The following is a 22,461-nucleotide window of genomic DNA, read 5'->3' on the forward strand; positions in this document are numbered from 1 at the left end:
ACCGCATGCCCGGTGGGTCACGTGGGAGCGCCGGGAAGCGCCTGCTGCGACCAGACCGTCTTGCCCCGGGCGGCGTAGCGCGTGCCCCAGCGGTGGCTGAGGCTCATCACCAGGTACAGGCCGCGCCCGCCCTCGTCGGTGTCGCGGGCGCGCCGCATGTGCGGCGAGGTGCTGCTGCCGTCGGTGACCTCGCAGGTCAGGTACCGGTCCCGGATGAGGCGGAGTCGCACCGGCCCGTTTCCGTAGCGGATGGCGTTGGTGACCAGTTCGCTGACGATCAGTTCGGTCTCGAACGCGAGGTCCCGCAGCCCCCAGGCCGCCAGCTGGCGTTCGGTGAGGGCGCGGGCGGTGGAGACCACCGAGGGGTCGGCCGGGAGGTCCCAGTGGGCGACCTGGTCCTCGGTGAGCCCGTGGGTGCGGGCGAGCAGCAGGACGGTGTCGTCCTCGGCGTGCTCGTCGGCCAGGGCGTAGGCGACCGCGTCGACCGTCTCCGACAGCGCCCGGTCCGGGTACGCGAGGACCCGTCGGAGCGTGTCCTTGGCGTCGTCACGGCGCCCGAGCAGTCCGTCGGTGTAGAGGCAGAGGACCGCGCCGTCGTCGAGGTCGTGGAGGACCGTCTCGTACGTGCCGTGGCCCGTGCCGAGCGGAGGACCCGCGTCGATCCCCACGGTCGTCACCTCGCCCGCCGGCGAGACGAGCAGAGGGGCGGGGTGCCCGGCGGAGGCGAGGGAGAACCGGAGCGTGACGGGGTCGTAGACCGCGTAAGCGCAGGTGGCGACCGCCGTACCGGTGCCGTCTCCGTGCCCGTCGCCGTCGGCGCTCTCCCGGGCGAGCCGGGCGGCGATCTCGTCGAGGTGCGTCAGCACCTCGTCCGGCTCCAGGCCCAGATCGGCGAGTGTGCGCAGCGCGGTACGGAGCCGTCCCATGGTGGCCGCCGTCTCGATGCCGTGTCCGGTGACGTCTCCGACGACGAGGCCGACCCTGGCCCCGGACAGTTCGATGACGTCGAACCAGTCCCCGCCGGCGGTCAAGGGCAGGTACAGATGAGCCGTCTCGACGGTCGTCAGCCGGGGAGTGCGACTCGGCCGCAGATGCCGCTGGAGGGCGGTGGCCGTGTTCCGCTCGCGGGCGTAACTGGAGGCGTGGTCGATGCCGAGGGCAGCCCGTGAGGCGACCTGGGCGGCGAGGTCGAGGTCCTCGCGCGTGTAAGGCTGGGGCCGCTCCGAGCGGTACAGCGTGACGACTCCGAGCACCGCTTCGGGTACGGCGAGGGGGACGGTCATCACCGAATGGACCCCGGCGGCGGCAAGGGCGCGGGCGTGCTCCGACATCTCGGGCGGCCAGGTGCCCGCTGCGTCCAGCCGTGCCACCAGGCGTGGCGTGCCGTCTTCGAGGGTCCTGGTGAACGGGGTGGCGAACGGGAGCGTCTCCAGGACCGTGTCCCCTTCCTCGGGGCTCGCCCCGGGTCCGGCCAGGAAGGCCGTTCTGCGCAACGGCTGCCCGGCGTCCACCGGCCCGGGGCGGCGCCGCTCGCCGCGCAGTACGGCGTCCACGATGTGTACGGTCACGGCGTCGGCGAGGGCCGGTACCAGCACCTCGGCCAGTTCACGCGCGGTGACCGTGGCATCCAGCGTGGTGCCGATCCGGCGGTGCGCGTCGTGGAGGAGGTCCAGCCTGGCACGGGCGGCCTCGCGCTCGGTCACGTCCTCGACCGCCATCACGACCCCGGGCCGCCCGTCGGCGGCGTCCTCCACGCGGAACAGCGAGACCGACACCGTGAGCTCCCGATCCGGCCGGCCGACGGGGCTGCCCTTCACGGTGTGGTGGATCACGGAGTGGCCCGTGCGCAGCGTCTCCCCCGCGAGGACGACGAGTTCGGTCGTGTCGAAGCCGGTGTCGACCTCAGCGAAGGTACGTCCCATCACCTCTTCCGCCGAGATGCCGCTGAGGCCGCGGGGACTGGCGTTGTAGCGGCGCACGCGCAACCGCTCGTCGAAGAGGAAGAGGCCCAGCGGCGACTGCGTGAACAGGGCTTCCAGCACGGCGGAGTCCGGCCCCTCCTCACGCCCGTCGGTATCGGCTCCACCCACCGGTGTACCTCCCGTCCCGCGACAAGTGCACCATAAGTGCCTTTGGCGAAGATATGCCAATGGGAGCCTCCGTACCGGCCGACTGGAACCTCCGTACCGACCAACGGGAGCCTCCGTACCAGCCGACGGGACACGGACGGCCCCGGCCAACCGGACACGGACGGATCCTGGCGTGCGGGTTCACCCTGGCGGTCAGTGGCTGTTCCGGGAAGGCGTGGGCTGCGTGCCGGTGGGCTCCGCCGCCGGGGCGGGGGTAGCTGCGAGGCTGGCGAGGAGTTTGAGGCGTTCCTCGGAGGCGCTGCCGGGTTCTGCGGTGTAGAGGCTCAGGTCGTGCACGGCTCGCTGAGACACGGGCAGGTCCACGGACCGGTACGTCAGCTCCAGCTCGCCGACGGCGGGGGCTGGAGCCGCTTGACGCCGTCGTGGCGGATGCGCACGTCGTGGGCGGCCCACATGGTGCGGAAGTCGGGGCTGAGGGTGGACAGTTCGCCGACCAGCTCGCGCAGGGCGCGGTCATGGGGCTCGCGGCCGGCCTCGGAGCGCAACAGCGCGACGGTGGCGGCGCCGGAGTCCCAGTCGACGAAGGAGTCCCGGGAGCCGCCGTCGAGGAAGTGGTAGCGGGCGAAGTTTGCCACCGACCGCGCTTGTCGGTGGTGGAGCTGTCGAACAACGGCGCGTGCAGGGCCCGGCCGAGCGCGTTGTGTGGGCGATGACGTGCAGGTGCCCGTTGCGTACGAAGGCGGCGGACATCGTGATCGAGTCGAGCAGCCAGTGGACACGGGGCGGAACCTCGACGTCCCGGCGGCGGGACGGCGGGCGGACCGGGCGGCCCGACCCAGATCGAACAGGTAGGTGCGCTCGTCGTCCCCGTGCTGGCGCTCGGCACGTTCCTGATGGGAACCACCGAGTTCGTCGTGGCCGGGCTGCTGCCGGAGATCGCCGCTGACCTGCGGGTCGGCGAGGCCGGACCGGACTGATGATCACCGTCTTCGCGGTGGGGATGATCGTCGGCGCCCCGCTGATGGCGATGCTCATCCTGCGGCTGCCCAAGCGGCTGCCCCTGATGCTCGCCCTCGGCGTCTTCGCCTCGGGCACGTCGTCGTCGCCCTCTGCTCGGACTTCACCGCGATCCTCGCGGCCCGGTTCCTGACCGCGATCGCCACCGGCGCGTTCTGGGCGGTGGCCAACGTGGCCGCCACCGACGCCACGGGCCCGGCCGCCGGTTCCCGCGCCCTGGGGCCGGTCGGCGCCGGAGCCATGCTGGCCAATGTCGTCGGTGTGCCGCTGGGCGCGTTCGCCGGACAGCTCATGGGCTGGCGCGGCCCCTTCTGGGCCCTCGCCGCCCTGGCCGCGGCGGCCGTCCCGCTGATCCTCGCCGCGTTCGGCGTCGGCGCCCTCGCCGGCTCGCCCGTCGGAGGCCGTCTGGGTGACCGCCGCCCGCACACGGTGACGCTCGTGGCCGCCGCCGGGGCCGGAATGCGACTCCCGGCCCGGCGGACCAGGCTTGAACCGGCCCGCCCCGCCGACCGGATCTCTTCCCCCCTGACCGGACCTCTTCTCCCTGACCCTTCCACTACTCGCCGCAGCAGTGCGATGGCCAGGAAAGCGAGTTCGAGGTGGGTGCGGAACGTGCCGCCCTGGTCATCGATGCCGGGGAACGACTTCGTCAGCATGCTGAGTTCGACGGTCTCGCCCTCAGGCAGTCTGTCAAGGGCGCTCTGCCAGCGGGCAAGGCGGCGATCGGTCTTGCTCAGCGCCAGCGGGGTCTGGCCGTCTTCCGCCATGCGTTGTTTGCTGGCGCGGCGGCCGAGTGGGTCGTAGGTGTAGGTCCACAGGGTGCCGTCGGGTGTGATGCAGGACGTGAGGCGGTCTTGTGCGTCGAAGGTGTAGCGCCAGAGGTCGGGCTTGCGCGAGGGACGGGGTTCGGCGACGTTCGACGACCCGGCCCGCCGCGTCGTGTGTGTAGTGGAGGGCTCCCGCGGTGAGGAGACGGGTGCCGGCGTAGGTCCTCGGTCCGCGGGCTTCACCGTGCCCGGCTCGGCTGGGCCACTCCGCCATCTCCTGGTTTCCCGCCCGGTCGTACCGGTAGCGCTCCGTCCAGCCGTCGTCGGCGACGGCAAGGGGCCGGCCCATCGGGTCGAGGGTGATCTGCTTGACGTGGCGTTCAACGCCTGGGGTCTGTTCGCCGATGGTGAGGGGGAACCCGTCCGCACGGTAGGAGTAGTCGCGGATCACGAGGGGCGCGGTGCCGGCTCCGGCGGTGAGGTTCTGGGTTGACGCGGCCGTACGGGCGAGCGCGGTGACAAGTTGGTGCTGCTGCCTGTTCGCCGTCCTCAGCTGTTCGGCGTCGAGCGCCCGGTGGGCCTCCCGCGGCGTCTCCCCCAGCGTCAGGAACTGCCGCGTGTCCACCGGCCGCTGACGAGCCAGGAGATTCGCGGCCCACGCCGCGAGCGCGGGCCGCCGCAGCGCGGCGATCGCCTTCACCGCCCCAGGGTCCTTCACCTGGCGGGCCTCGGCGACGTACGCGTCGCGCGCCGCGGTGAACTCCGACGGCCTCAACCCGTACAGCTCCCCGGTGATCTCCTCCACATCCATGCACCCACTGTGCGCCGCCCCCACCGGGCCAAGGGCGACCACGCGGACAGCGACTCCGCCGAATGCCTGGTCCAGTCACCCGCGCGAGCCGCACAACGACCTCCCACAGGGCACCCTTCCCGAGCGAGCACCGTACGGTCGGAACACGGCATCCGGCAGGACGGGAGCCCGAAGGGCCGGCCGCCCGCAGGGCGGGGGCGGCCGGTTACTCCCGTGCTCCGCCCGCGGGCGTCGTGTCCTCGGCCTTGGTGGACACGACCCGGCACTGGTCGTGCTCGCCGGCGCGGGTTGTCCGCTGAGTAGCGGCGCCGAAGAGGGCGAGAGTGCGGCGTCGAAGGTCCGTCCGAGGACGAAGTCGCCCTCGTTGTCCGCGGCCCGGGAGGGCGGTTTCGGAGGGGTGATGCGGTGGAACGGTGATGCGGGCGTGGATGCCCGTACAGAACGAGGCGTTCCTCTCGGTGCGGATCTCCGAGGCCATCTTGCCGAAGGTGGAGAACCCCGGCAGTTCCAGCCCGGCCTCCCACTGTCTCCAGCGCGATGTCGATCAGATCCGCTGGGCGGTTTCGGGATGAGCTGGAGTGGGCGGCCGATGCCACGGACTGCGATGAGCATCCGCCGGCCCTGCCGCTGATGCCGAAGTCGTACCGGCGCATGGGGTGTTTCCCGGCACTGGAGGACGTCCCGGAGAGTCGGCGAGAAGAAGAGATGCAGCTCGTGCGCCGTAACAGCCGCTGAACCGCGGATACGCGGTCCGCTCGATCGATACCACACACCGCCCCAGGCCCCGGACGACGCTCAACATCACCACCAACGGCACTGAGTCGAATGAGTGACGCCGAGAGGCGCTCAAGGATTCAAGATCCATCCCGTTGCCCCTCTGGCGCGAATCTCGGTCACACTCCCGCTCCGTTCACCGCCATCCCGGTGAAAACTCCGGGCGGACCCGGCACCGTCGGCCGCCGGGAACCCGTGATCGAGCAGTATGCGGGCAGCGGGCCCCTCGGACTCCGGGCCTCATGAGTCAACCTGTGGAGCTGTGATGAGGCGTATGCGCCTGGCCGTCGTGAGCACGGCAGCGTTCCTGACGATGGCCGCACTGAGCGGATGTTCCGACAACGGCGGAGGCGGGGGCTCCTCGTACGCGTCGGCATCGGCATCGGCATCGGCATCGGTCTCGGCGTCGCCATCGGCTTCGGCTTCGGCTTCGGCTTCGGCTTCGGCGAGCAAGAGCCCGAGCGGTGCGCCGGCCGGCGCGCAGGCCGAGGTGAAGACTGCGACGGTCGGCAACCTCGGCACGGTTCTCGTCGACGGCAAGGGCCGCACCCTGTATTTGTTCGAGGCCGACAAGTCGACGTCCTCCACGTGCAACGGCGGCTGCGCCACGGCCTGGCCGCCGCTGCTGACCACCGGGCAGCCGTCGGCCGGCGGCTCGGCTCAGTCCACGCTCCTGGGCACGACGAAGCGGGACGACGGCAAGACCCAGGTCACCTACCACGGGCACCCTGTCTACGGGTACGCGGGCGACACCAAGCCCGGCGACGCGAACGGCCAGGGCCTGAACCAGTTCGGCGCCAAGTGGTACGTGCTCGGCGCCGACGGGAACAAGGTCGACAAGAGCTGACCCGTGACCGCCCCGACTCCGGCCCGGGCCGCCGCGGTCGCCCTCGGCGCCGTGCTGCCCGTGGCCGTGGGGGTGGCGATCTGGCTGACCGGCCGGCACCACTCCCCCGACTACACGACGAGCCTCTTCGGCGCCCATGACGCGGCCGCGGTCACGCTCAAGGCCCGCCTGGGAACCGCCCTGTTCGGTCTCGCGGTCGTCCAGGTCCTACTGGCGCTGTGGATGTACGGCCGCTCCCGACCCGGCCGCGTCCGCATCGCCCACCGTGCCGTCGGATGGCTGGCCTTCCTGCTGTCGGTGCCCATCGCCTTCCACTGCGTGCGCACCTACGGCGTGGAGACGTCGAGCACCCGGGTCTTCCTGCACTCGGTCGCCGGGTGCGCGCTGTACGGGGCCTTCGTGGCGAAGGTGCTGCTGGTGCGCAGCCGCCGTCTGCCGGGCTGGACCCTGCCGGTCGCGGGCGGCGCGCTGTTCACCGCGATCGGGCTGCTCTGGTACTCGGCCTCGCTGTGGGCCCTCAACGGATTCACCGTCCCGGGGCTGTAGCGACGACGGCGACACTCGCAGTGGTCGACGAGACCGACCCGGGCGTGGCCTTCCCCGCTCCGGGTCCTGCGCCGATCCGTGCGCCCCGGGCGGCCGGTCACGGGACCACGTCGACCGGAGGGACCCGCAGCGACCCGTGCCGCAAGCCCCGCCCCGGAACCGGCCACACGGCTGTGGCGTAGGCGCCACTCATGGTCGTGGCGCGCGATCCAGGCCGAACGGCCGCTGGGCGTCTTCTCCCGCCAGATCGCGCTCGCCGACACCCTCGACACCGAGCGCCTCCAGGCCGACTACGACGCGGGCGTGCTCAGCCTGCGCATCCCGATCGCCGAGCGCGCCAAGCCCGCAAGCTCTCCATAGGCATCGGATCCGGACGCAAGGAGATCGCGGCCTGTTGCAGCCCGACCCGTCAACCAGCCGCGCCGCCGCCTGCTCAACTGATGGCACGAACCATCGAAGACTCGTTCAGATTGGTTCGGCGGGATGGACTGTCGTCTGTGTGTTCACGGCAAACGCTCGTTTAACGGAGCCTTGGAGACTCCCACTGGTGCTCGGCAGCACGTCAGATGCGGGAAGAAACCAGAAGTAGTGTTCTTCTACACGGTCCGGGAAGTTCGCGCCGAACATTCCGTCTACAGTGACGGGTGCCCGGAAGTCGACCGCCTCCTCCTGCATGACGGCGACCATCTCCACCTTCCTCTTGCTGTGGGGGGGAACTTCCACTTCGGCAGTCATTTGAGCCGATCTATTCGCTGTCGCACTAGTTGATTTCCCGCTTGCCACGGTGAGCGCGAAAGACCCGCCCATTTTCCAAGCGCCGGTCAGTTCGAATTCGGTGGTGACCGTGATCCCGGTCGTGACGGTGACTGTAGCGGTGGTGCTTTCCGTCCAACCGCCCTCGATCGACACTCCGATGGTTGCTGTCTCGTCACCTTTGTTCATTGCGAAGTGTGAAGCAACGACGACGTCCCGGGGGGATGAGGGGCTGCCCTCTGTGTAGACAATTGCGCCTACGCGCTTAAAGCATGGATGGCCGTACTGCTCGGTGATCGCGGGCGTTACTGCGTCGAAGTACGTTTCTTTGTTGACGCAGATCCCGTCTGGCTTCTTCTGGAAACGCTTGGTGAATGCTGCGCGAACGGCGTCCGCGCTAGAATTGACGGCATAGAGGTCCGAGAAGGAAAGGGGTTGTTGAATGGTCACGGTTTCACCTCTCTAGCGCGTGCGGGTAAAACCGAGCTTACTTACGCAGTGGCATGAGGGCCTCGTGAAGTAGGCCAGCGGGGTACCGGGACCAGCGATGACATTCCAGAGCAGTCGCTGGGAACCAAAGCCCTTGCCTCACACCAGGGCTGACAGGACACACTCTTGTGTCAAGAGTTCGCCCGTCCGACACCTCAGTGCCAGCGGCGACCGCTCGACGCCGACGCTCTCGCTCGTCGCCGTACCCTCGACCGCGCCCGCCCCGCACAGCTCGAGCGGGTCCTGGACGACTTCCGAGCGGTCAACCGCAGCAACAAGGACGTCGTCCCGGACTCCCGCACGCAGCAACTCGAGTGGGTCGCCGGAGAGCTCGCCATAGCGCTCCCAACAGGGCCTGACCGAGACCGCCGGAGACAGCCTCGCCGAGCTCCTCGCGCGGGACGCTGCGCAGGCGTACCTGATCTACGGCCGCGGCGGCTACCTGCGGACCGCGCCGAGGGTGTCCACCGACCCCACCAGCTACGACACCAGCGAGTGCATCCGGATCTTCTGCCTCGAGCGGATCGCCGAACAGGCCCGGCTTCCCTTCGAGGCTCCTGACGGGGATTTACTGGTGGGATCGCCTATTCAACTGTCGCCAGTTCCGCCTGGGGCCCAGCCTGTTGGTGACCGTACGTGGTCGTCGGCGTAGCGACTCCAGTCTTCTCCGACCTCGGATGCGAGGCTGGTCGCGATGACGTCGTGGTAGCCGAGGGCGTCGACGACGACGGGGCGGGCATCTCCAGGACCCACTGTGGCGGATCGCTCCGGTCCGGTCGGCGGCTGTGGGGACGCCGAGGTCGTTGAGCTGACCGGAGAGGGCAGCCGTTCTCCACGGTGGCGTCGGCGAGGGCGAGCCAGGCCGACATCGACGCCGCGGGCTCAACGAGTCACCCCGACAGGTCGCGACACCTGGTTGCGGCACTAACCTGCGGTGGTGACCGGAACCGAGCTGGATGAGTTGATCGTTGCCGACGGCGCGGCGCTGCGCGCGTGGCTGCTGGACAACCACACCGCCTCTCCTGGCGTGTGGCTCGCCCTGACCAGGAAGGGCGGCACCGTTACCACGCTGACCTGGCAGCAGGCGGTCGACGAGGCACTGTGCTTCGGCTGGATCGACGGGCAGGCCCGCAAGCGCGACGAGGAGAGCTCCTGGCGGCGGTTCACCCCGCGCCGGCCCCGCAGCGTCTGGTCCCAGCGCAACGTCGCCAACGTGGCCCGGTTGGAGGCGGCCGGCCTGATGCAGCCCGTCGGCCGCGCCGCGGTCGACGCCGCGAAGGCCGACGGGCGGTGGACGGCCGCCTATGCACCGTCATCGGAAGCGGAGGTGCCGGCCGACCTGCGCGTCGCGATCGCCGCCGACCCAGCGGCGCAGGCGATGTTCGAGGTACTCACCAAGACCAACCGCTTCGCCCTCATCAGCCGGGTCAACGCCGTCAAGCGGGCCGAGACACGAACCCGGAAGATCGCCGAGTGCGTGGCGATGCTGGTCCGGCACGAGACGATCCACCCGCAGAGGGCCAGGCCGGCGGACCCGCCGGCGTCGTAACCGGGCTCCTGCCGGAACGGACAAACCCAGCCTATTGAGCGGAACTTTTCTCGAAGCCCTGCCTCGTCCGCTTCAAGACGGGTGAAGGTCTCCGCTGGTGCGCGGCCGGCCGTATCGTTCGACGAGGGCGTTGCCGATCGAGGCCAGGTGGTCTCGGACCCCCGGAGGGCCGGTCACCTCGACCCATTCGACCAGCCCGGAGAGCTCGCCGGCGAGCATGTACTCATTGGGGCCGCGGATCACGACCTCGATGCGGCCGTCGGTCGTGGAACCTCCCACGTCGAGCCGGTCGCCGAGCGCCATCCGGAGTATGCCTATCCCGTCGGGTGTGCATACCGCCTGGACTTCCAGCGGCGTTCGTTTGCGATCGACCTCTTTGGCGATCTCGTTCCAGCTCTCGGCAAGGTCGAAGTCCCCGGGTCGGTGCACAGGGTCGCCGGTCGGGTCGGCGGACGACACGCGGTCGATCCGGAAGATCCGTCGGCCGGTCTCGGTGTTGGAGACGAGGTACCACACAGGACCTTTGGCGACGATGCCCAGCGGGTGGACGGTTCTCCGGGTTTCGACGCCTTTGCTGTCGACGTAGCCGAGCGACACCTGGACGCCGCTGATCACCGCGTCCTGGAGTTCGTCGAGGAAGCGAGGCGGCCGGTGCTCGATCCGGCTCGCCCCCCATCGCTGCGGGTCTACGACCAGCGACGCCGCCGCTGCCTCGGCCTGCACCTGGAAGGGCTTCGGTAGAGCATGGACGAGCTTGCGCAGAGCTGCTTTCATCGCCGGCGTCGCATCCGAGGCCGGACCGACAGCCAGGAACAGGGCGCGTGCCTCACTGGCGGTCAACCCGGACAGGTCGGTACGAGCACCGCCCACGAGGCGCCAGCCGCCGCCTCGGCCCTGCACGGAGTACACGGGCACCCCGGCCATGGCCAGGGCGTCGAGGTCACGGCGGGCGGTGCGCTCGGAGACGTCCAGCTCTCGGGAGACCTCTGCGGCTGTCACCTGCTCGCGCCGTTGGAGCAAGAGGAGTATGGCCACCAGCCGATCGGATCGCATACTGACAAAACTCTCATAAAAACCGGTCATGAGGTGACCGGTTTGGGGAGCAAGATGGCGACATGACCTCATCGAGGAGGTCAACCGCCAGCGAACACCCCCAGAGAGGAAATGCAGTGTTCAATCAAGCAGAATTTCCCGAGCCCACCCTCATCCAGGTCAACGGTGTGGAGCTCGAAGTCTTCGAGGCAGGCCGGGAAAACAAGGGCAAGCCCATCGTGCTCTGCCACGGCTGGCCGGAGCACGCCTTCTCCTGGCGTCACCAGATGCCCGTCCTCGCAGCGGCTGGCTACCACGTCATCGCACCGAACCAGCGGGGTTATGGCAACTCATCCCGCCCGACCGAGGTGACGGACTACGACATCGAACACCTGACGGGTGACCTCGTCGCGCTCCTGGACCACTATGGCTACGAGGACGCCACCTTCGTCGGCCATGACTGGGGTGCGTTCGTCGTCTGGGGACTGACCCTGTTGCACCCCGACCGGGTGAACAAGCTGATCAACCTGAGCCTGCCTTACCAGGAGCGCGGAGAAACGCCGTGGATCGAGGTCATGGAAACCTTCCTCGGCGGCGACTTCTACTTCGTCCACTTCAACCGGCAGCCGGGCGTCGCGGACGCCGCATTCGATGCCAACACCTCCCAGTTCCTCCGCAACCTCTACCGGAAGAACGTGCCCCCCGCACCCCCTGAGCCGGGCATGGCATTTATCAACCTCGCCAAGGCGGAAACACCACTCGGTGAGCCCATCATGAGCGACAGCGACCTGGCCGTCTACGTCTCCGCGTTCGAGACGTCTGGATTCACGGGCGGCATCAACTGGTACAGGAACCTCGACCGCAACTGGCACCAGCTGGCGGACGCGGACCCGGTCATCAAGCAGCCCGCCCTCATGATCTATGGCGACCAGGACTTCGCGATCCCGAGGTTCGAAAGACTGGCAGAGTTCGTGCCCAACGTGGAAGTGGTCGGCCTGGACTGCGGTCACTGGATCCAGGAGGAAATGCCAGAAGAAACCAACCAGGTGATTTCGGAATGGCTGGAACGGCAGGGCTAGTGTCCTGTGATCCGGTTCGTATCACCTGAAGGCCGAGTTCTCGCATCACACCGATGACAAATGGGCTCGCGAAATCAACTCTCGCCGGTTGTTTTGGGTGCCCAGCCGACCGGTGACCTCCCGTGGTCTCCGGCGGCGTATCGGCTCCGGGTGCCGCCGGTCTCGTTGCGGAGGCGGCTGGTGGTCTTGTCGTGGTAGCCGAGAGCGTCCGCGACGACAGGTGCGGGCAGTTCGAGGAGTTGCTGTCGGATGGCGGCGCCGCGGGCGGCGGCGATTGGGATTCCGACCTCGTTCAGGAGCGCGGACAGGTGGTTGGGGCCGAGCGGCTGGCCGGTCCGGCGGCCGGGGAAGAGCCAGCGGGACGTCGGGTTGGTCGCGGTGTTCATGTTGCCGCGGTTCGAGATGTGCTCCAGCAGCAGGGCGGAGACCGGCGCCGGGACGGGCGAGGGTGGCTCACCGAGTCGTAGCAGCACGGCGTCGCCGTTGCGGATGACGTCGTCAAGGGTGAGCCGGACGACGCGGCTCAGCGGTTGTGCGTAGAGAAGAACAATGACTCCGGCGACGCGGAGTCGCAGCGGTATCTCCGTGTCGATCAGAAGTCTGCCCAGGGCGGCGAGGCGTTCGTCTTCGCTCAGTGCCGGCCGGCGGGAGATCTTCATTGTGGGGATGGTCAAGGAACGTCGGCAGTGACGGCTCTGCATGGCCCAGTTGAGGAAGCCTCTCAGCCGGGTGCGGGCGTGCTGGGCGTTCTCGGCGAACCAGGCGTCGATGTCGACCTGGCCGCACGACGCGAGGGTGGTGTTCCGCTCGCCGAGCCATTGCAGGAAGGCGGTCGCGTACTTGATCTGTTCGTTGGCGAAGCGGCGGATGCTGGGTGTGATGTGGCTCCGCTCGGCTCGGGCTCGTAGTCCGGGGAGGACGTGCCAGGTCGCGAAGAGCTTGATCGTCTTGGTGTGCTCGGGTTCGGCGATGTCGGAGAGATGGCCAGGGAGCCAGCGCTGGAAAGAACAGATGTGCTTGTCGACCGCGGGCAGGACTCCGCAGGCCATGAGGAGTTCTTCCAGGTGGGAGGCTGCCCGCCAGGGCTGGAGTTCGTGGAACGCATCGTGGGTCAGCGGAATCTCGCCCAGGCCGAGTCGACGAAGCAGCTGCGAGGCGTTTCCCAGCTGCCCGCGACGCATGTCCAGCCAGGCCAGTCCGCTTCCGGGCTTGTCCATCGTCACCAGCAGGTCCAACAGCGGGACCAGCGGGGGACGGACGCGGCCCGTGCCGTCGTCGAGGAGTGCGGTGAGCCGGTCGGTGAGCGTGCAGCGTTCGCAGAGCCGACCGCGCAGGAGCTTGCCCTCGAAGCCGCAGCGTGAGCAGTCGAAGGTCTGGGAGAAGCCGGCGCAGGTGGTGCAGATCGCGGCCCCGTCACCAGGACGGAGCCCAGGAAGGGCCCGGTCCTCGCCGCATCCCGGGCAGATCCCCCGTGTCCGGACAGCTCGGTCCGAACAGGTCCGGCAGACGTATCCGTCCGGCCAGGTGCCGGCCTTGTGCCTGCGGAGACCGCATCGGCAGCAATCGGCCATGAACCAGCGCTCGTACTGTTCGTCGGTGGCGTAGGGGCGGGTCATGCGTCGGGCAGGATGCGGGCCGCGCGGGGGCGGAGCTTCGCGACGTTCGAAGGCGGGGTAGGAAGGTCGCCGGTGGCGGTCTTGCGGACGCCGGCGTTCTCGGCGGTGGTGGCCACCAGGTCGGCCGGGGTGCAGGACAGGATGTCGCAAAGCGCGGCCATGACCTGCAACGACAGGCGTTCGGGGGTGCCGGAGACCAGGCGGTGGACCTGGGAGGCGGACAGGTCGATGCCGCGTTCGTGCAGCAGCGGCACCAGTTCGGTGGCCGTGAAGATCTGGTGCTGGGCCATGACCTCGCGCAGCCGCCAGGTGTATCCGACCTTGCGTTTCATGCTTGCCTCCCGGTCTGGGTCTGGAGGGCGGCGGCGATGGTGGCGTCCAGGTGCCGCCGCAGGGTGCGGGTGCGGAAGTCCGAGGACACGCAGGTGTAGAGCGAGGTGGTGCTGGCGTGTTCGTGGCCGACTTGCTCCTGGACGAAGCGCGGGTCCCAGCCGTCCTCGATCAGGTGGGTGACGTAGGACCTGCGGAAGGAATGGAAGTCGAGCCCGTCGTCCAGGCCCAGGGCCTTGCGGTAGGCGATGAAGCGGGAGTTGAGCCGCTGGCAGCCGATGCGCAGGCCCCGTTCGGAAGGCCAGGCCGCTGGGTTGTTGTCGGTGCCGAACAGTGGGCGGACCTCGGTGAACCACTCGTCCAGGACGTCCGGGGTCCAGTCGAAGACGGTCAGCACCCCGCGGCGTTTGGGCGGCGAGCCCTTCTTGGCCTTGCCGAACCGGACCTGGCAGCGGCCGTACTCGCCGAACTCGCCGCCATGCGGGTTGCGGCCGAAGTCGGCGGCGTCGAGCATCCGTGTCTCGTTGCGGCGCGTCCCGAAGGCGTAGGCGGTCTTGAACAGGGTCGCGTCGCGGAAGGCGGGTAGCCAGCCCTTGCGGCCGAAGGCCCGGATGCGCGCGACCTCGTCGTCGCAGTGCGCGAAGAAGGCGTGCAGCTCGGGCTCGGCCTTGGTGAACGCGCGCTTCTTGGCGTCCGCCTCGTTGTCCTGGACGTGTACCGCGGTGTTCCACTCGTGCACCACCTGAACCGGGTGGGTCCCGAACCGCTCCTCGCAGGTGGCTGTCCACTCGTAGAGCGGATCGGTGATGAAGTGGCAGAACGCCCGTACGGCCTCCGAGTACGAGCGGATCGTGGAGCGCTTCAGGTCCCGCAGAGAGCGCAGGTCACCGAGCCATTCGTCGACCATCGCCGGTGTCCAGAGCCAGGGGTAGGTGTTCACGTAGGCCGTGAACGCCTTGACCGTGTTCTCCCGGCCCTCGACAGTCGTTCGGGCTAGATTCCGGGCGAGCTGCTGGTTGGCGAACCCGGTCAGCATCGCTGTGAAGACCTGTTCCTCGGGCCGCAGCAAGGCGACCCCGTCGACCAGGTGCAGCCCGGCCGCCCCCGGTATCGACCCGTTGAACCCCACCGATTCACCACCCTCCGTGACTCGCATCAGATGCGAGAAAACCGCATCTGATGCGAGTCGCCGACGGAGTCCCAGGTCAACCCCCTACGTAGACCGCAATGAGGTCCGAGACACGGGTATCGTCACTGCCCGAGACCACGCTCAAGTCCGCAGGTCCGCAGCACGATTGCCCTTACTTCTCCGGGAGATTCGCGGACTGTCGCGAGTTCGCATCCGATGCAATTGGCGGCGGTTGGAACATCGGTGTCAGATCGTGCGCTAAGGATTCTCCGGACCGATTGGGGCTTTGACCTGGGGTGATTGAGCGTCGGAGCTTCGGGGGTCGCTGTTGTCGATCTTCGGAGAGCTGTTGTGGCGGTCGACTTCCTGACGGACGAGCACACGGCCCGGTACGGGTCGTTTCACAAGCTGCGCTCACAGGGAGAGGTGCCTCTTCCTGGACGACACGGGCCGTGCGGCGATTCAGGCCAAGCACCGGGCCCACAACCGGCTCGGATTCGCGGTCCAGCTCACGAGCGTGCGGTTCCTGGGCCGGTTCGACTTGCCCGCACAACGAGCCGGGACGGTCCTGGAGACGGCACGGCGCCCGGTGGTGCGTCAACGTGAAACACTGCGGCGGTGGGACTCAGGATCGCGGCGCGGCATCGACCGGCCGGGAGCCAGGGGTACACGTCGACGTGGCCGGCACCCCGGCTCTTCGGGGCCGGCGCGCACCAGGGTCGGCCGGACCACTGCCGACGCTCACAGGCACGGGGGCGGGGGGCGGGGGCGGCAGCACGCTCGGCGGCCACCATAGGGCAGGTCGCGGGCGGCCGGCGTCCTGATCCCAGGATCGACTGCGTTCGGGATACCGAGGAGGACGTCTTCGATCCCAGCTGCGCTCGGCGGCGGAGAGTGGGGCCCTCGTGCCACCTGTGGGCGGCTTTGCGCTGCTGCCGTCGCCCGCCCTCAGATCACCAGCCCCGTTCGGCCGGGCCTGCGGTGGACCGGCGCCTCCCGAACGGGCAGGGAGCGGGCATCGAGTGGGCCGTCACGACGCGGGTGTCAGGAGCCGGGCGACAGCAGGGACCTCGTCAGGGCGAACGCCGCCCCGGCGGTGGACAGAAGCGAGTTGATCCGGGTGAGGACCGCCTCCGTCCGGTCGGAGTCCTGCGCGTCGACCGCCGAGGCCGGGTCGTCGGCGTACTCCTGGGCCCGGACGGCCTCGGCCGGCTCCGCGCCGCGCGCGTCCGTGCGCAGCGCGTCGATCAGCTGGTGGTGCGAGACGTCGTGCTGATCCGCCCGGTTGCCGATGCCTCCATGGGCGATCGCTTGCTGGCTGTTGACGTTGGCTACCGCGAAACCGCCGGCCGACGGCGGAGATGTTCCCCCGTCACTCCCTGCTCCGGTCCACATGAAGTTCCTCTGGTATTCGGTGAAGCCCTTGCGCGTCACGCTGTACCGCCCGAACCCCAGGCCGCGCGGCTTGACCATGCCGTGTTTGACCGGCTCAGCGAACACGCCGAGGGCGTCCGCTCGGTTCCAGCCGCGGCCCGCGAAGCGTTTGCAGCGCTTCGCCCCAGACATTGCCCCCGTATGCCGTGCGCCAGCGGGTCTGTGGAATCTGGTCTGTCAACCGGAACATCCACCTCGGCGTCCCGACCGCGTCAGTGGGAGGTGAGAGACTCGGCACTCATGGAAGCTCGAGGCTACGGTTCCGGCACTCCGCACGCCATCGTCAACGAGTTGATCCGCGTCCGCTTGGACGCCACAACGGCTGACCTCGTCGTCGCCCTGGTCCGGCCATCGGTGGGGTTCGCGGTCCGAACGGTCGACCCTGAGACCGGGAACTCGATCGGAGGCCCGCCTCGGCTCACCGACGAAGTCGGCTGGCCGCGCTTTCGCGGACGCCCCATGGTGCTTCTCGCGCGGCTGGACTGCAGCCGGGTCGGGCAACTTCTGGGGGAGGAGTGGGTGCCGTCCAGAGATGGGCACTTGCTGTTCTTCCACGACGATGAGTTCGTCGCCGAGTTCAGCTTCGATCTCGGAGACAATGGCTGTCGAGTCGTCCATGTGCCGACGGAGCCGCTTGGGGAGCAGCCCGGGGACCACCTTGCCCACGTCATCCCTGCGCTGTCTCTGGAGGCGTTCGCCTTGCCGTCAGTGCCCACGCTGGCGGACCGGGAGGTCGATCCAGCGGCCGACCGTGATGTCATGGCCTTGATCGACTTCTATGAGGCCCTCCCCGCCCTCTGCCCCGCTCCGAGACACCGCACGGACGCGGCTGTGGTGCTCGTCGCTCCCCTTGCTCTTCTCTGACCCGAGCGCTGTCTTGTCCAGCGCAACTGGGTTCCGGCTTCGGTCAGGTCGGGACGTCACCTTGCGGAGAGCAGGCCAGAACGGCGTCATGCCCGCCGAAGCCCAGGCCGACAGTGCGGCGACCGGTTCGTCGAGCGTCATGCCCAGCCGAACGGGAGCCACGCCCTGGGGCGGGTCGAGAACATCCGCATGGGGGGCGTCGGATGTCGGAGTTCAACGCTCCGTAGTCAGCACCAAGTCAGCACGGGAGGGGTTGGCACGGGTGCTGACATGGGATTTCGGTCAGCACGAAACCAGCACGGGAGTCAGCACCGCACCACCAAAACGTGCCCGATCAGTGCAACCCGGACAGCCCTCTCTCGGCCTCTCTCGGGGCTTCGGCCGGGTCGCGACAGCAGGCCATGGAGGCCGGGCGCACACGGCACACCCGAACTATGGTGTCCCACCACATACGCCCCTGACCTGGCCCTTCCTACGGTGTGGCGACACCGAAACGTCCCCGTACCTGCCTGGAAGTGGTGCACATGGCCGCCGCAACTCCCTCCCCCACCCCACCCCGTTCCCTCAAGCGGATCGTCGCCGCCAGTCTCATCGGCACCACCATCGAGTGGTACGACTTCTTTCTGTACGGGTCCGCCGCCGCGCTCGTGTTCAACAAGCTGTTCTTTCCCGACTCCGATCCGCTCGTCGGGACGCTGCTGTCCTTCCTGACGTACGCGGTCGGGTTCGCCGCGCGGCCGCTCGGGGCGCTGGTGTTCGGGCATTACGGGGACCGGCTCGGGCGGAAGAAGCTGCTCGTCCTCAGTCTGCTGATGATGGGCGGGGCGACGTTCGCCATCGGGTTGCTGCCGACACATGCGACCGTCGGGTCCGCCGCTCCCGTACTGCTGACCGTGCTGCGTCTGGTGCAGGGGTTCGCGCTCGGCGGTGAGTGGGGCGGGGCCGTCCTGCTGGTGTCCGAGCACGGGGACGCCAAGCGACGCGGCTTCTGGGCTTCGTGGCCGCAGACCGGGGCGCCGGCCGGGCAGTTGCTCGCGACCGGTGTGCTCTCCGCGCTGACCGCGCTGCTCTCGGACGCCTCCTTCGCCTCCTGGGGCTGGCGTGTCCCCTTCCTCCTCTCCGGTTTGCTGGTGATCGTCGGCCTCTGGATCCGGCTCTCCGTCGACGAGTCGCCCGTCTTCAAGGCGGCCCTCGCCGCCGCCGAGCAGCGCACGTCCGACGAGGGCACGGCCGAGAAGATGCCGCTGGTCGCCGTCCTGAAGCACCACTGGCGCGATGTGCTGATCGCGATGGGTGCCCGTATGGCCGAGAACATCTCGTACTACGTGATCACCGCGTTCATCCTCGTCTACGCGACCACCCAGGTCGGCCTGTCCAAGCAGACCGCCCTCAACGCCGTCCTGATCGGCTCCGCCGTCCACTTCGCGGTGATCCCGCTCTGGGGCGCGCTGTCCGACCGGGTCGGGCGCCGTCCCGTCTACCTGATCGGCGCGGTCGGCGTCGGTGCCTGGATGTTCCCGTTCTTCACCCTCATCGACCGGGGCACCTTCGGCAGCCTGCTGCTCGCCGTGACGGTGGGTCTCGTCCTGCACGGGGCGATGTACGCGCCGCAGGCCGCGTTCTTCTCCGAGATGTTCGCGACCCGGATGCGCTACTCCGGTGCCTCCATCGGCGCCCAGTTCTCCTCCGTGGCCGCCGGCGCGCCCGCGCCGCTCATCGCGACCGCGCTCCTCGCCGACTACGACAGCTCCACCCCGATCGCCCTGTACGTGATCGGCGCCGCGCTGCTCACCGTCGTCGCCATCGCCTGTGCCCGCGAGACACGTGACCGCGACCTCGGGGAGATCGAGGACCGGACCCCCTCGGACACCAAGGTGGGCGCCGACGCCTGATCCCGGCACCCGTGACGTACTCGGCGCCGTGCCCCGCTCGCCTGCGAGCGGGGCACGGCGCCGTCCGGGGTCAGCTGCCGGTGACGGCGTCCGAGAGGGCGTGCAGGCGCAGGGCCAGCTGGATCTCCAGGGCTCGGGCCGGGGACTGCCAGTCGGGGCCGAGGAGCCGGCCGACCCGCTCCAGACGCTGGGCCACCGTGTTGACGTGGACGTGGAGTTCGTCCTTGGTACGGGCGGGGCTCATGCCGCTGGCGAAGTAGGCGTCCAGGGTCCGGACCAGGTCCGTGCCCCGGCGCAGGTCGTAGGCGACCACCTGGCCCACGGTCCGGTCGACGAAGCCGTCGATGTCCCGGCTGTCCGCGAGGAGGAGTCCGAGGAAGCCCAGGTCCTCCGCCGCCGCGCCCTGGCCCGCACGGTGCAGGAGCCGCAGGGCGTCCAGGCAGCGGCGGGCCTCCTCGTACGCCCCCGCCACCTGGTCGGGGCGGTCGATCGGGGCCCGCACCGGGGCCGAGGCGCCGACGGTGACGGGTTCGCGCAGGGTGCCGCCGAGGCTCCGCGCGGTCTGGCGGGCCAGGTCGGCGGCCTTCTCCCCCGGGCCGAGCGGCAGCAGCAGGACCGTTCCGCCGTCGCGCGCCGAGGCGAGTCCGTGGCGGGTGGCGGCCAGATGGGTGGCCGCCGACCACAGGCGCTGCCGGTCCGCGCTCTCGCGTCCGCCGGCGTCGGCCGCGTCGGTCTCGGCCGCGCCCTCCGCCCGGTCGATCCGGGCGGCGAGCACGACGTGCGGGGCCGCGCTGTCTGCCCGGAGCCGGGCCGCGCGCTCGCGGAGCAGGCGGCGGTCCCGGTCGGGTGCGTCGAGGAGGTCGTCGAGGAGTTCGCCCCGTACCCGCTGTTCGGCCTCGCCTGCGGAACGGCGGGCGAGCAGCAGCAGCGAGGTGACCAGGGCGGCCCGCTCCAGGGTGCGCTGGTCGACGGGGTCGAGGTCGGGCTGCCCGTGGAGCACCAGGGCGCCGAGGGTCTCGCCGCCCGCGGAGACGGTGGCCACCCAGTCCTCGCCCTCGCGGACCGCGTGGCCGCCCGCCTGACGTACCGCTCCCGCGCCCTGCTCGGTGAACTCGACTGTGCCGCCGAGGACTTCGGAGACGGCCTCGGCCACGTCGTGGACGCCGCCGCCGTGCAGGACCAGTTCGGAGAGCCGGTCGTGGACCTCGGAGGCCCGCTCGATGACCCCGCTGTGCTCGCGGATGATGTCGTTGGCCCGCTCCAGCTCCGCGAGGGCGGAGCGCGTCTCGGCGAGCAGGTTCGCCGTGTCGATGGCGACGGCGGCGTGCGCGGCGAAGGAGCCGAGCAGCGCGACCTGCTCACGTTCGAAGACCCTGGCCCTGCGGTCGGCGGCGAACAGGACGCCGATCACCTGGCTGCCGAGGCTGAGGGGGACGCCGAGGATGGCGACGAGGCCTTCATCGCGCACCGCCGCGTCGATGGTGCGGGTGTGCTGGAAGCGCGGGTCCTCGAAGTAGTCGTCGGTGACGTACGGGCGGGCGGTCTGGGCCACGAGGCCGCCGAGGCCCTCGCCCATGCCCAGGCGGACCTGCTGGAAGCGGGCGGAGACCGAGCCCTCCGTGACCCGCATGTAGGTGTCGCCGGCGGCCGGGTCGTTGAGGCTGAGATAGGCGACCTCGGTGCCGAGGAGCGCGCGGGCGCGCTGGACGATGGCGCGCAGCACGGCGTCGAGGTCACGGAGTCCCGCGAGGTCGTGGGCGGTGGCGAAGAGCGCGGAGAGCTCCGCCTCGCGCCGTCGCCGCCCCTCCAGCTCGGCCCGGACCCGCAGGGCGAGCTGTTTGGCCTCTTCGAGCCCGGCCAGCTCCTCGGGGCCCGCGCCGCTCGCACGGGCGAGCAGCACGGGCCGGTCGTAGGCCTCCGTCGCCGCTCCCCGCGCGAGGAGTTCCAGGTAGGAGACGTGTTCGTGGGACATGGACACAGGGATACCTGCCGTACGTGTGGTCGCACCACCCCTGTGGACAACCTTCCCGGGGGCCGGCGGCCGGGGCCGCGGCTCCCGGGGCGCGGGGGCGGCGCTCAGTGGGCGGTCCAGCCGCCGTCGAGGGCGAGGGAGGTGCCGGTGATGAACGAGGCCTGGGGGGTGCAGAGGTAGAGGACCGCCTCGGCGACCTCCTCGGGCTCGATCAGCCGTTTGAGCGCCGAGTCCTTGAGCATGACCTCGGTGAGGACGCGTTCCGGGGGGATGCCGTGCGCCGCCGCCTGGTCGGCGACCTGCCGTTCGACCAGCGGGGTGCGTACGTAGCCGGGGTTGACGCAGTTGGAGGTGACCCCGTGCGGGGCGCCTTCGAGGGCGGCCGTCTTGGAGAGCCCCTCCAGGCCGTGCTTGGCCGACACGTACGCGGATTTGAAGGCGGAGGCCCGCAGCCCGTGGACGGAGGAGAGGTTGACGATCCGGCCCCAGCCCCGCGCGTACATGTGCGGCAGGGCGCCCCGGATGAGCCGGAAGGGCGCTTCCAGCATCACGGTGAGGACGGTGTGGAAGACCTCCGGGGGGAACTCCTCGATGGGCCGGACCAGCTGGAGTCCGGCGTTGTTGACGAGGATGTCGGTGCCCGCCGCGACGGCTTCGGCGGCGTCCAGGTCGGTCAGGTCGAGCAGGCGGGGTTCGAGGCCTCCCGGGAGCCCGGCGGCCTCCTCGGCCAGGCTCTCCAGGCCCTCGGCCGCCCGGTCGACGGCTCTGACCGTGGCCCCGCAGGCGGCGAGCCGCAGGGCACAGGCGCGCCCGATGCCGCCGGCCGCGCCGGTGACGAGCGCGGTGCGGCCGGTGAGGTCGAGGACGACGGCACGGGGCAGGGGCTCGGTGGAGCCGGATCCGGGGGCGGTGTTGGGGGCGCTCATGTTCCGCACCCTATGAAGGGGCCTCTCCCCCACCCATGTGTGTCCAGCCCATAGTTCAGTCGGTTGCTGTGGTGCGGAACCATGTGGGTCCGTCGGCGAGTGCCTTCTCGATCCGCCGGTACGAGAAGCGCTTCATCTCCGGCAGGTCGTCCACGTCGAACCAGCCGACCTCGGTGGACTCCTCGTCGTTGACCCGCGCCTCGCCGCCCACCGCGCGACAGCGGAAGGAGACGTCCAGGAACTGGCACTGGTCGCCGTTGGGGTAGACGACGGGCTTGCGCAGGGTCTCGACGAGCACGATCCGCTCGACCTCGCAGCGCACCGCGGTCTCCTCGAACACCTCGCGGACCGCGCAGTCGGCGGGTTGTTCACCGGGCTCGACGATGCCGCCGATGACCGCCCAGCGGCCGTTGTCGGACCGCCGGCCGAGCAGCACCCGGCCCCGGTCGTCGAAGACGACGGCGCTCACCCCGGGCAGGAAGAGAAGCTGCTGGCCGGCCGTCTCGCGCAGGGCGCGGATGAAGTCAGGGGTAGGCATGGGCCC

General features: G+C 69.8%; 21 protein-coding genes and 4 pseudogenes. 11 read left to right on the forward strand and 14 right to left on the reverse strand.

Annotated elements, in window-relative coordinates:
- Positions 1 to 17: 17 nt before the first annotated feature.
- Together ABT154_RS19930 and ABT154_RS19935 are read right to left on the reverse strand one after the other, a co-directional pair.
- Entirely contained in the window at positions 18 to 2,090 is a 2,073-nt protein-coding gene (locus ABT154_RS19930; protein ID WP_351858155.1) for an ATP-binding SpoIIE family protein phosphatase, read from the reverse strand.
- A 192-nt stretch (positions 2,091 to 2,282) separates the two neighbouring features.
- Positions 2,283 to 2,869 (reverse strand): annotated as a pseudogene (locus tag ABT154_RS19935) (MmyB family transcriptional regulator).
- 197 nt (positions 2,870 to 3,066) lie between these two features.
- Between ABT154_RS19935 and ABT154_RS19940 the strand changes: the two are divergent.
- Positions 3,067 to 3,240 (forward strand): hypothetical protein, encoded by a 174-nt coding sequence (locus ABT154_RS19940; RefSeq protein WP_351858192.1) that lies wholly within the window; start codon positions 3,067 to 3,069, stop codon positions 3,238 to 3,240.
- A gap of 5 nt (positions 3,241 to 3,245) precedes the next feature.
- Positions 3,246 to 3,395, forward strand: a pseudogene (locus ABT154_RS19945) (MFS transporter); the annotation flags it as partial.
- 266 nt (positions 3,396 to 3,661) lie between these two features.
- Here ABT154_RS19945 and ABT154_RS19950 read toward each other — a convergent pair.
- Both ABT154_RS19950 and ABT154_RS33950 read right to left on the reverse strand, forming a co-directional pair.
- Positions 3,662 to 3,847: pseudogene (locus ABT154_RS19950) on the reverse strand (hypothetical protein); the annotation flags it as partial.
- Positions 3,798 to 4,685 (reverse strand): hypothetical protein, encoded by an 888-nt coding sequence (locus ABT154_RS33950; protein WP_502969544.1) that lies wholly within the window; start codon positions 4,683 to 4,685, stop codon positions 3,798 to 3,800. The pseudogene ABT154_RS19950 and the gene ABT154_RS33950, both read right to left, overlap by 50 nt.
- Before the next feature lie 428 nt (positions 4,686 to 5,113).
- Here ABT154_RS33950 and ABT154_RS19960 point away from each other — a divergent pair, with 428 nt between their 5' ends.
- Positions 5,114 to 5,257 carry a hypothetical protein gene (locus tag ABT154_RS19960; protein WP_351858156.1) on the forward strand — a complete coding sequence of 48 codons (144 nt, stop codon included), beginning with the start codon at positions 5,114 to 5,116 and terminating at the stop codon, positions 5,255 to 5,257.
- Positions 5,258 to 5,699: 442 nt separating this feature from the next.
- Here ABT154_RS19960 and ABT154_RS19965 read toward each other — a convergent pair whose 3' ends face one another.
- Positions 5,700 to 5,972, reverse strand: a complete 273-nt coding sequence (locus tag ABT154_RS19965) for a hypothetical protein (protein ID WP_351858157.1) — start codon at positions 5,970 to 5,972, stop codon at positions 5,700 to 5,702.
- On the opposite strand from ABT154_RS19965, the gene ABT154_RS19970 reads away from it, so the two are divergent.
- The 3 genes and pseudogenes from ABT154_RS19970 to ABT154_RS19980 all read left to right on the forward strand — a co-directional run.
- A complete protein-coding gene (locus tag ABT154_RS19970; RefSeq protein ID WP_351858158.1) occupies positions 5,950 to 6,306 on the forward strand; it encodes a COG4315 family predicted lipoprotein in 357 nt (118 codons plus the stop codon). The genes ABT154_RS19965 and ABT154_RS19970 overlap by 23 nt on opposite strands.
- 3 nt (positions 6,307 to 6,309) lie before the next feature.
- Positions 6,310 to 6,852 carry a DUF6529 family protein gene (locus ABT154_RS19975; protein ID WP_351858159.1) on the forward strand — a complete coding sequence of 181 codons (543 nt, stop codon included), beginning with the start codon at positions 6,310 to 6,312 and terminating at the stop codon, positions 6,850 to 6,852.
- 213 nt (positions 6,853 to 7,065) lie between these two features.
- Positions 7,066 to 7,241 (forward strand): annotated as a pseudogene (locus tag ABT154_RS19980) (Hsp20/alpha crystallin family protein); the annotation flags it as partial.
- A 76-nt stretch (positions 7,242 to 7,317) separates the two neighbouring features.
- On the opposite strand, the gene ABT154_RS19985 reads toward ABT154_RS19980, so the two are convergent.
- Positions 7,318 to 8,055, reverse strand: a complete 738-nt coding sequence (locus tag ABT154_RS19985; RefSeq protein ID WP_351858160.1) for a hypothetical protein — start codon at positions 8,053 to 8,055, stop codon at positions 7,318 to 7,320.
- A gap of 973 nt (positions 8,056 to 9,028) precedes the next feature.
- Between ABT154_RS19985 and ABT154_RS19990 the strand changes: the two genes are divergently transcribed.
- A complete protein-coding gene (locus ABT154_RS19990) occupies positions 9,029 to 9,643 on the forward strand; it encodes a YdeI/OmpD-associated family protein (protein WP_351858161.1) in 615 nt (204 codons plus the stop codon).
- Between the two features lie 72 nt (positions 9,644 to 9,715).
- Here ABT154_RS19990 and ABT154_RS19995 read toward each other — a convergent pair whose 3' ends face one another.
- Positions 9,716 to 10,696, reverse strand: a complete 981-nt coding sequence (locus ABT154_RS19995) for a helix-turn-helix transcriptional regulator (protein ID WP_351858190.1) — start codon at positions 10,694 to 10,696, stop codon at positions 9,716 to 9,718.
- 116 nt (positions 10,697 to 10,812) lie between these two features.
- Here ABT154_RS19995 and ABT154_RS20000 point away from each other — a divergent pair, with 116 nt between their 5' ends.
- Positions 10,813 to 11,754, forward strand: a complete 942-nt coding sequence (locus ABT154_RS20000; protein WP_351858162.1) for an alpha/beta fold hydrolase — start codon at positions 10,813 to 10,815, stop codon at positions 11,752 to 11,754.
- Between the two features lie 74 nt (positions 11,755 to 11,828).
- On the opposite strand, the gene ABT154_RS20005 is transcribed toward ABT154_RS20000, so the two are convergent.
- From ABT154_RS20005 to ABT154_RS20015, 3 genes are read right to left on the reverse strand one after another with little or no spacing between them, the layout of a single operon-like run.
- Positions 11,829 to 13,370 carry a site-specific integrase gene (locus tag ABT154_RS20005; RefSeq protein WP_351858163.1) on the reverse strand — a complete coding sequence of 514 codons (1,542 nt, stop codon included), beginning with the start codon at positions 13,368 to 13,370 and terminating at the stop codon, positions 11,829 to 11,831.
- Entirely contained in the window at positions 13,367 to 13,702 is a 336-nt protein-coding gene (locus ABT154_RS20010) for a helix-turn-helix domain-containing protein (RefSeq protein ID WP_351858164.1), read from the reverse strand. Before ABT154_RS20010 ends, ABT154_RS20005 begins: the two co-directional genes overlap by 4 nt.
- Entirely contained in the window at positions 13,699 to 14,829 is a 1,131-nt protein-coding gene (locus tag ABT154_RS20015) for a tyrosine-type recombinase/integrase (protein WP_351858165.1), read from the reverse strand. Before ABT154_RS20015 ends, ABT154_RS20010 begins: the two co-directional genes overlap by 4 nt.
- Positions 14,830 to 15,289: 460 nt before the next feature.
- Here ABT154_RS20015 and ABT154_RS20020 point away from each other — a divergent pair, with 460 nt between their 5' ends.
- A complete protein-coding gene (locus ABT154_RS20020; RefSeq protein ID WP_351858191.1) occupies positions 15,290 to 15,625 on the forward strand; it encodes a hypothetical protein in 336 nt (111 codons plus the stop codon).
- A 248-nt stretch (positions 15,626 to 15,873) separates the two neighbouring features.
- Here ABT154_RS20020 and ABT154_RS20025 read toward each other — a convergent pair whose 3' ends face one another.
- Complete coding sequence (locus ABT154_RS20025) at positions 15,874 to 16,329, reverse strand: hypothetical protein (RefSeq protein WP_351858166.1); 456 nt, start codon at positions 16,327 to 16,329, stop codon at positions 15,874 to 15,876.
- A gap of 174 nt (positions 16,330 to 16,503) precedes the next feature.
- Here ABT154_RS20025 and ABT154_RS20030 point away from each other — a divergent pair, with 174 nt between their 5' ends.
- Together ABT154_RS20030 and ABT154_RS20035 are read left to right on the forward strand one after the other, a co-directional pair.
- Entirely contained in the window at positions 16,504 to 17,127 is a 624-nt protein-coding gene (locus tag ABT154_RS20030) for a DUF1963 domain-containing protein (RefSeq protein ID WP_351858167.1), read from the forward strand.
- Positions 17,128 to 17,651: 524 nt separating this feature from the next.
- Entirely contained in the window at positions 17,652 to 19,019 is a 1,368-nt protein-coding gene (locus ABT154_RS20035; RefSeq protein ID WP_351858168.1) for an MFS transporter, read from the forward strand.
- A gap of 70 nt (positions 19,020 to 19,089) precedes the next feature.
- On the opposite strand, the gene ABT154_RS20040 is transcribed toward ABT154_RS20035, so the two are convergent.
- The 3 genes from ABT154_RS20040 to ABT154_RS20050 all read right to left on the reverse strand — a co-directional run bounded on the left by ABT154_RS20040 (position 19,090) and on the right by ABT154_RS20050 (position 22,455).
- Positions 19,090 to 20,991 carry a helix-turn-helix domain-containing protein gene (locus ABT154_RS20040; protein WP_351858169.1) on the reverse strand — a complete coding sequence of 634 codons (1,902 nt, stop codon included), beginning with the start codon at positions 20,989 to 20,991 and terminating at the stop codon, positions 19,090 to 19,092.
- Between the two features lie 104 nt (positions 20,992 to 21,095).
- On the reverse strand, positions 21,096 to 21,917 hold the full coding sequence (locus ABT154_RS20045; protein WP_351858170.1) for a 3-hydroxybutyrate dehydrogenase: 822 nt from the start codon (positions 21,915 to 21,917) through the stop codon (positions 21,096 to 21,098).
- 55 nt (positions 21,918 to 21,972) lie between these two features.
- On the reverse strand, positions 21,973 to 22,455 hold the full coding sequence (locus ABT154_RS20050; protein WP_351858171.1) for an NUDIX hydrolase: 483 nt from the start codon (positions 22,453 to 22,455) through the stop codon (positions 21,973 to 21,975).
- Between the last annotated feature and the right edge of the window lie 6 nt (positions 22,456 to 22,461).

It is taken from the genome of Streptomyces sp. NPDC001728 (assembly GCF_040297565.1).
Lineage (GTDB): Bacteria > Actinomycetota > Actinomycetes > Streptomycetales > Streptomycetaceae > Streptomyces.

What these genes read in the sequence shown, in the direction of transcription:
- ABT154_RS20005 (WP_351858163.1), bottom strand. Translation starts at nt 13,370, where the DNA reads ATGACCCGCCCCTACGCCACCGACGAACAGTACGAGCGCTGGTTCATG.
- ABT154_RS19960 (WP_351858156.1), top strand. Translation starts at nt 5,114, where the DNA reads ATGCCCGTACAGAACGAGGCGTTCCTCTCGGTGCGGATCTCCGAGGCC.
- ABT154_RS20035 (WP_351858168.1), top strand. Translation starts at nt 17,652, where the DNA reads ATGGCCGCCGCAACTCCCTCCCCCACCCCACCCCGTTCCCTCAAGCGG.
- ABT154_RS20040 (WP_351858169.1), bottom strand. Translation starts at nt 20,991, where the DNA reads ATGTCCCACGAACACGTCTCCTACCTGGAACTCCTCGCGCGGGGAGCG.
- ABT154_RS20050 (WP_351858171.1), bottom strand. Translation starts at nt 22,455, where the DNA reads ATGCCTACCCCTGACTTCATCCGCGCCCTGCGCGAGACGGCCGGCCAG.
- ABT154_RS20010 (WP_351858164.1), bottom strand. Translation starts at nt 13,702, where the DNA reads ATGAAACGCAAGGTCGGATACACCTGGCGGCTGCGCGAGGTCATGGCC.
- ABT154_RS19940 (WP_351858192.1), top strand. Translation starts at nt 3,067, where the DNA reads ATGATCACCGTCTTCGCGGTGGGGATGATCGTCGGCGCCCCGCTGATG.
- ABT154_RS20045 (WP_351858170.1), bottom strand. Translation starts at nt 21,917, where the DNA reads ATGAGCGCCCCCAACACCGCCCCCGGATCCGGCTCCACCGAGCCCCTG.
- ABT154_RS33950 (WP_502969544.1), bottom strand. Translation starts at nt 4,685, where the DNA reads ATGGATGTGGAGGAGATCACCGGGGAGCTGTACGGGTTGAGGCCGTCG.
- ABT154_RS20030 (WP_351858167.1), top strand. Translation starts at nt 16,504, where the DNA reads ATGGAAGCTCGAGGCTACGGTTCCGGCACTCCGCACGCCATCGTCAAC.
- ABT154_RS19995 (WP_351858190.1), bottom strand. Translation starts at nt 10,696, where the DNA reads ATGCGATCCGATCGGCTGGTGGCCATACTCCTCTTGCTCCAACGGCGC.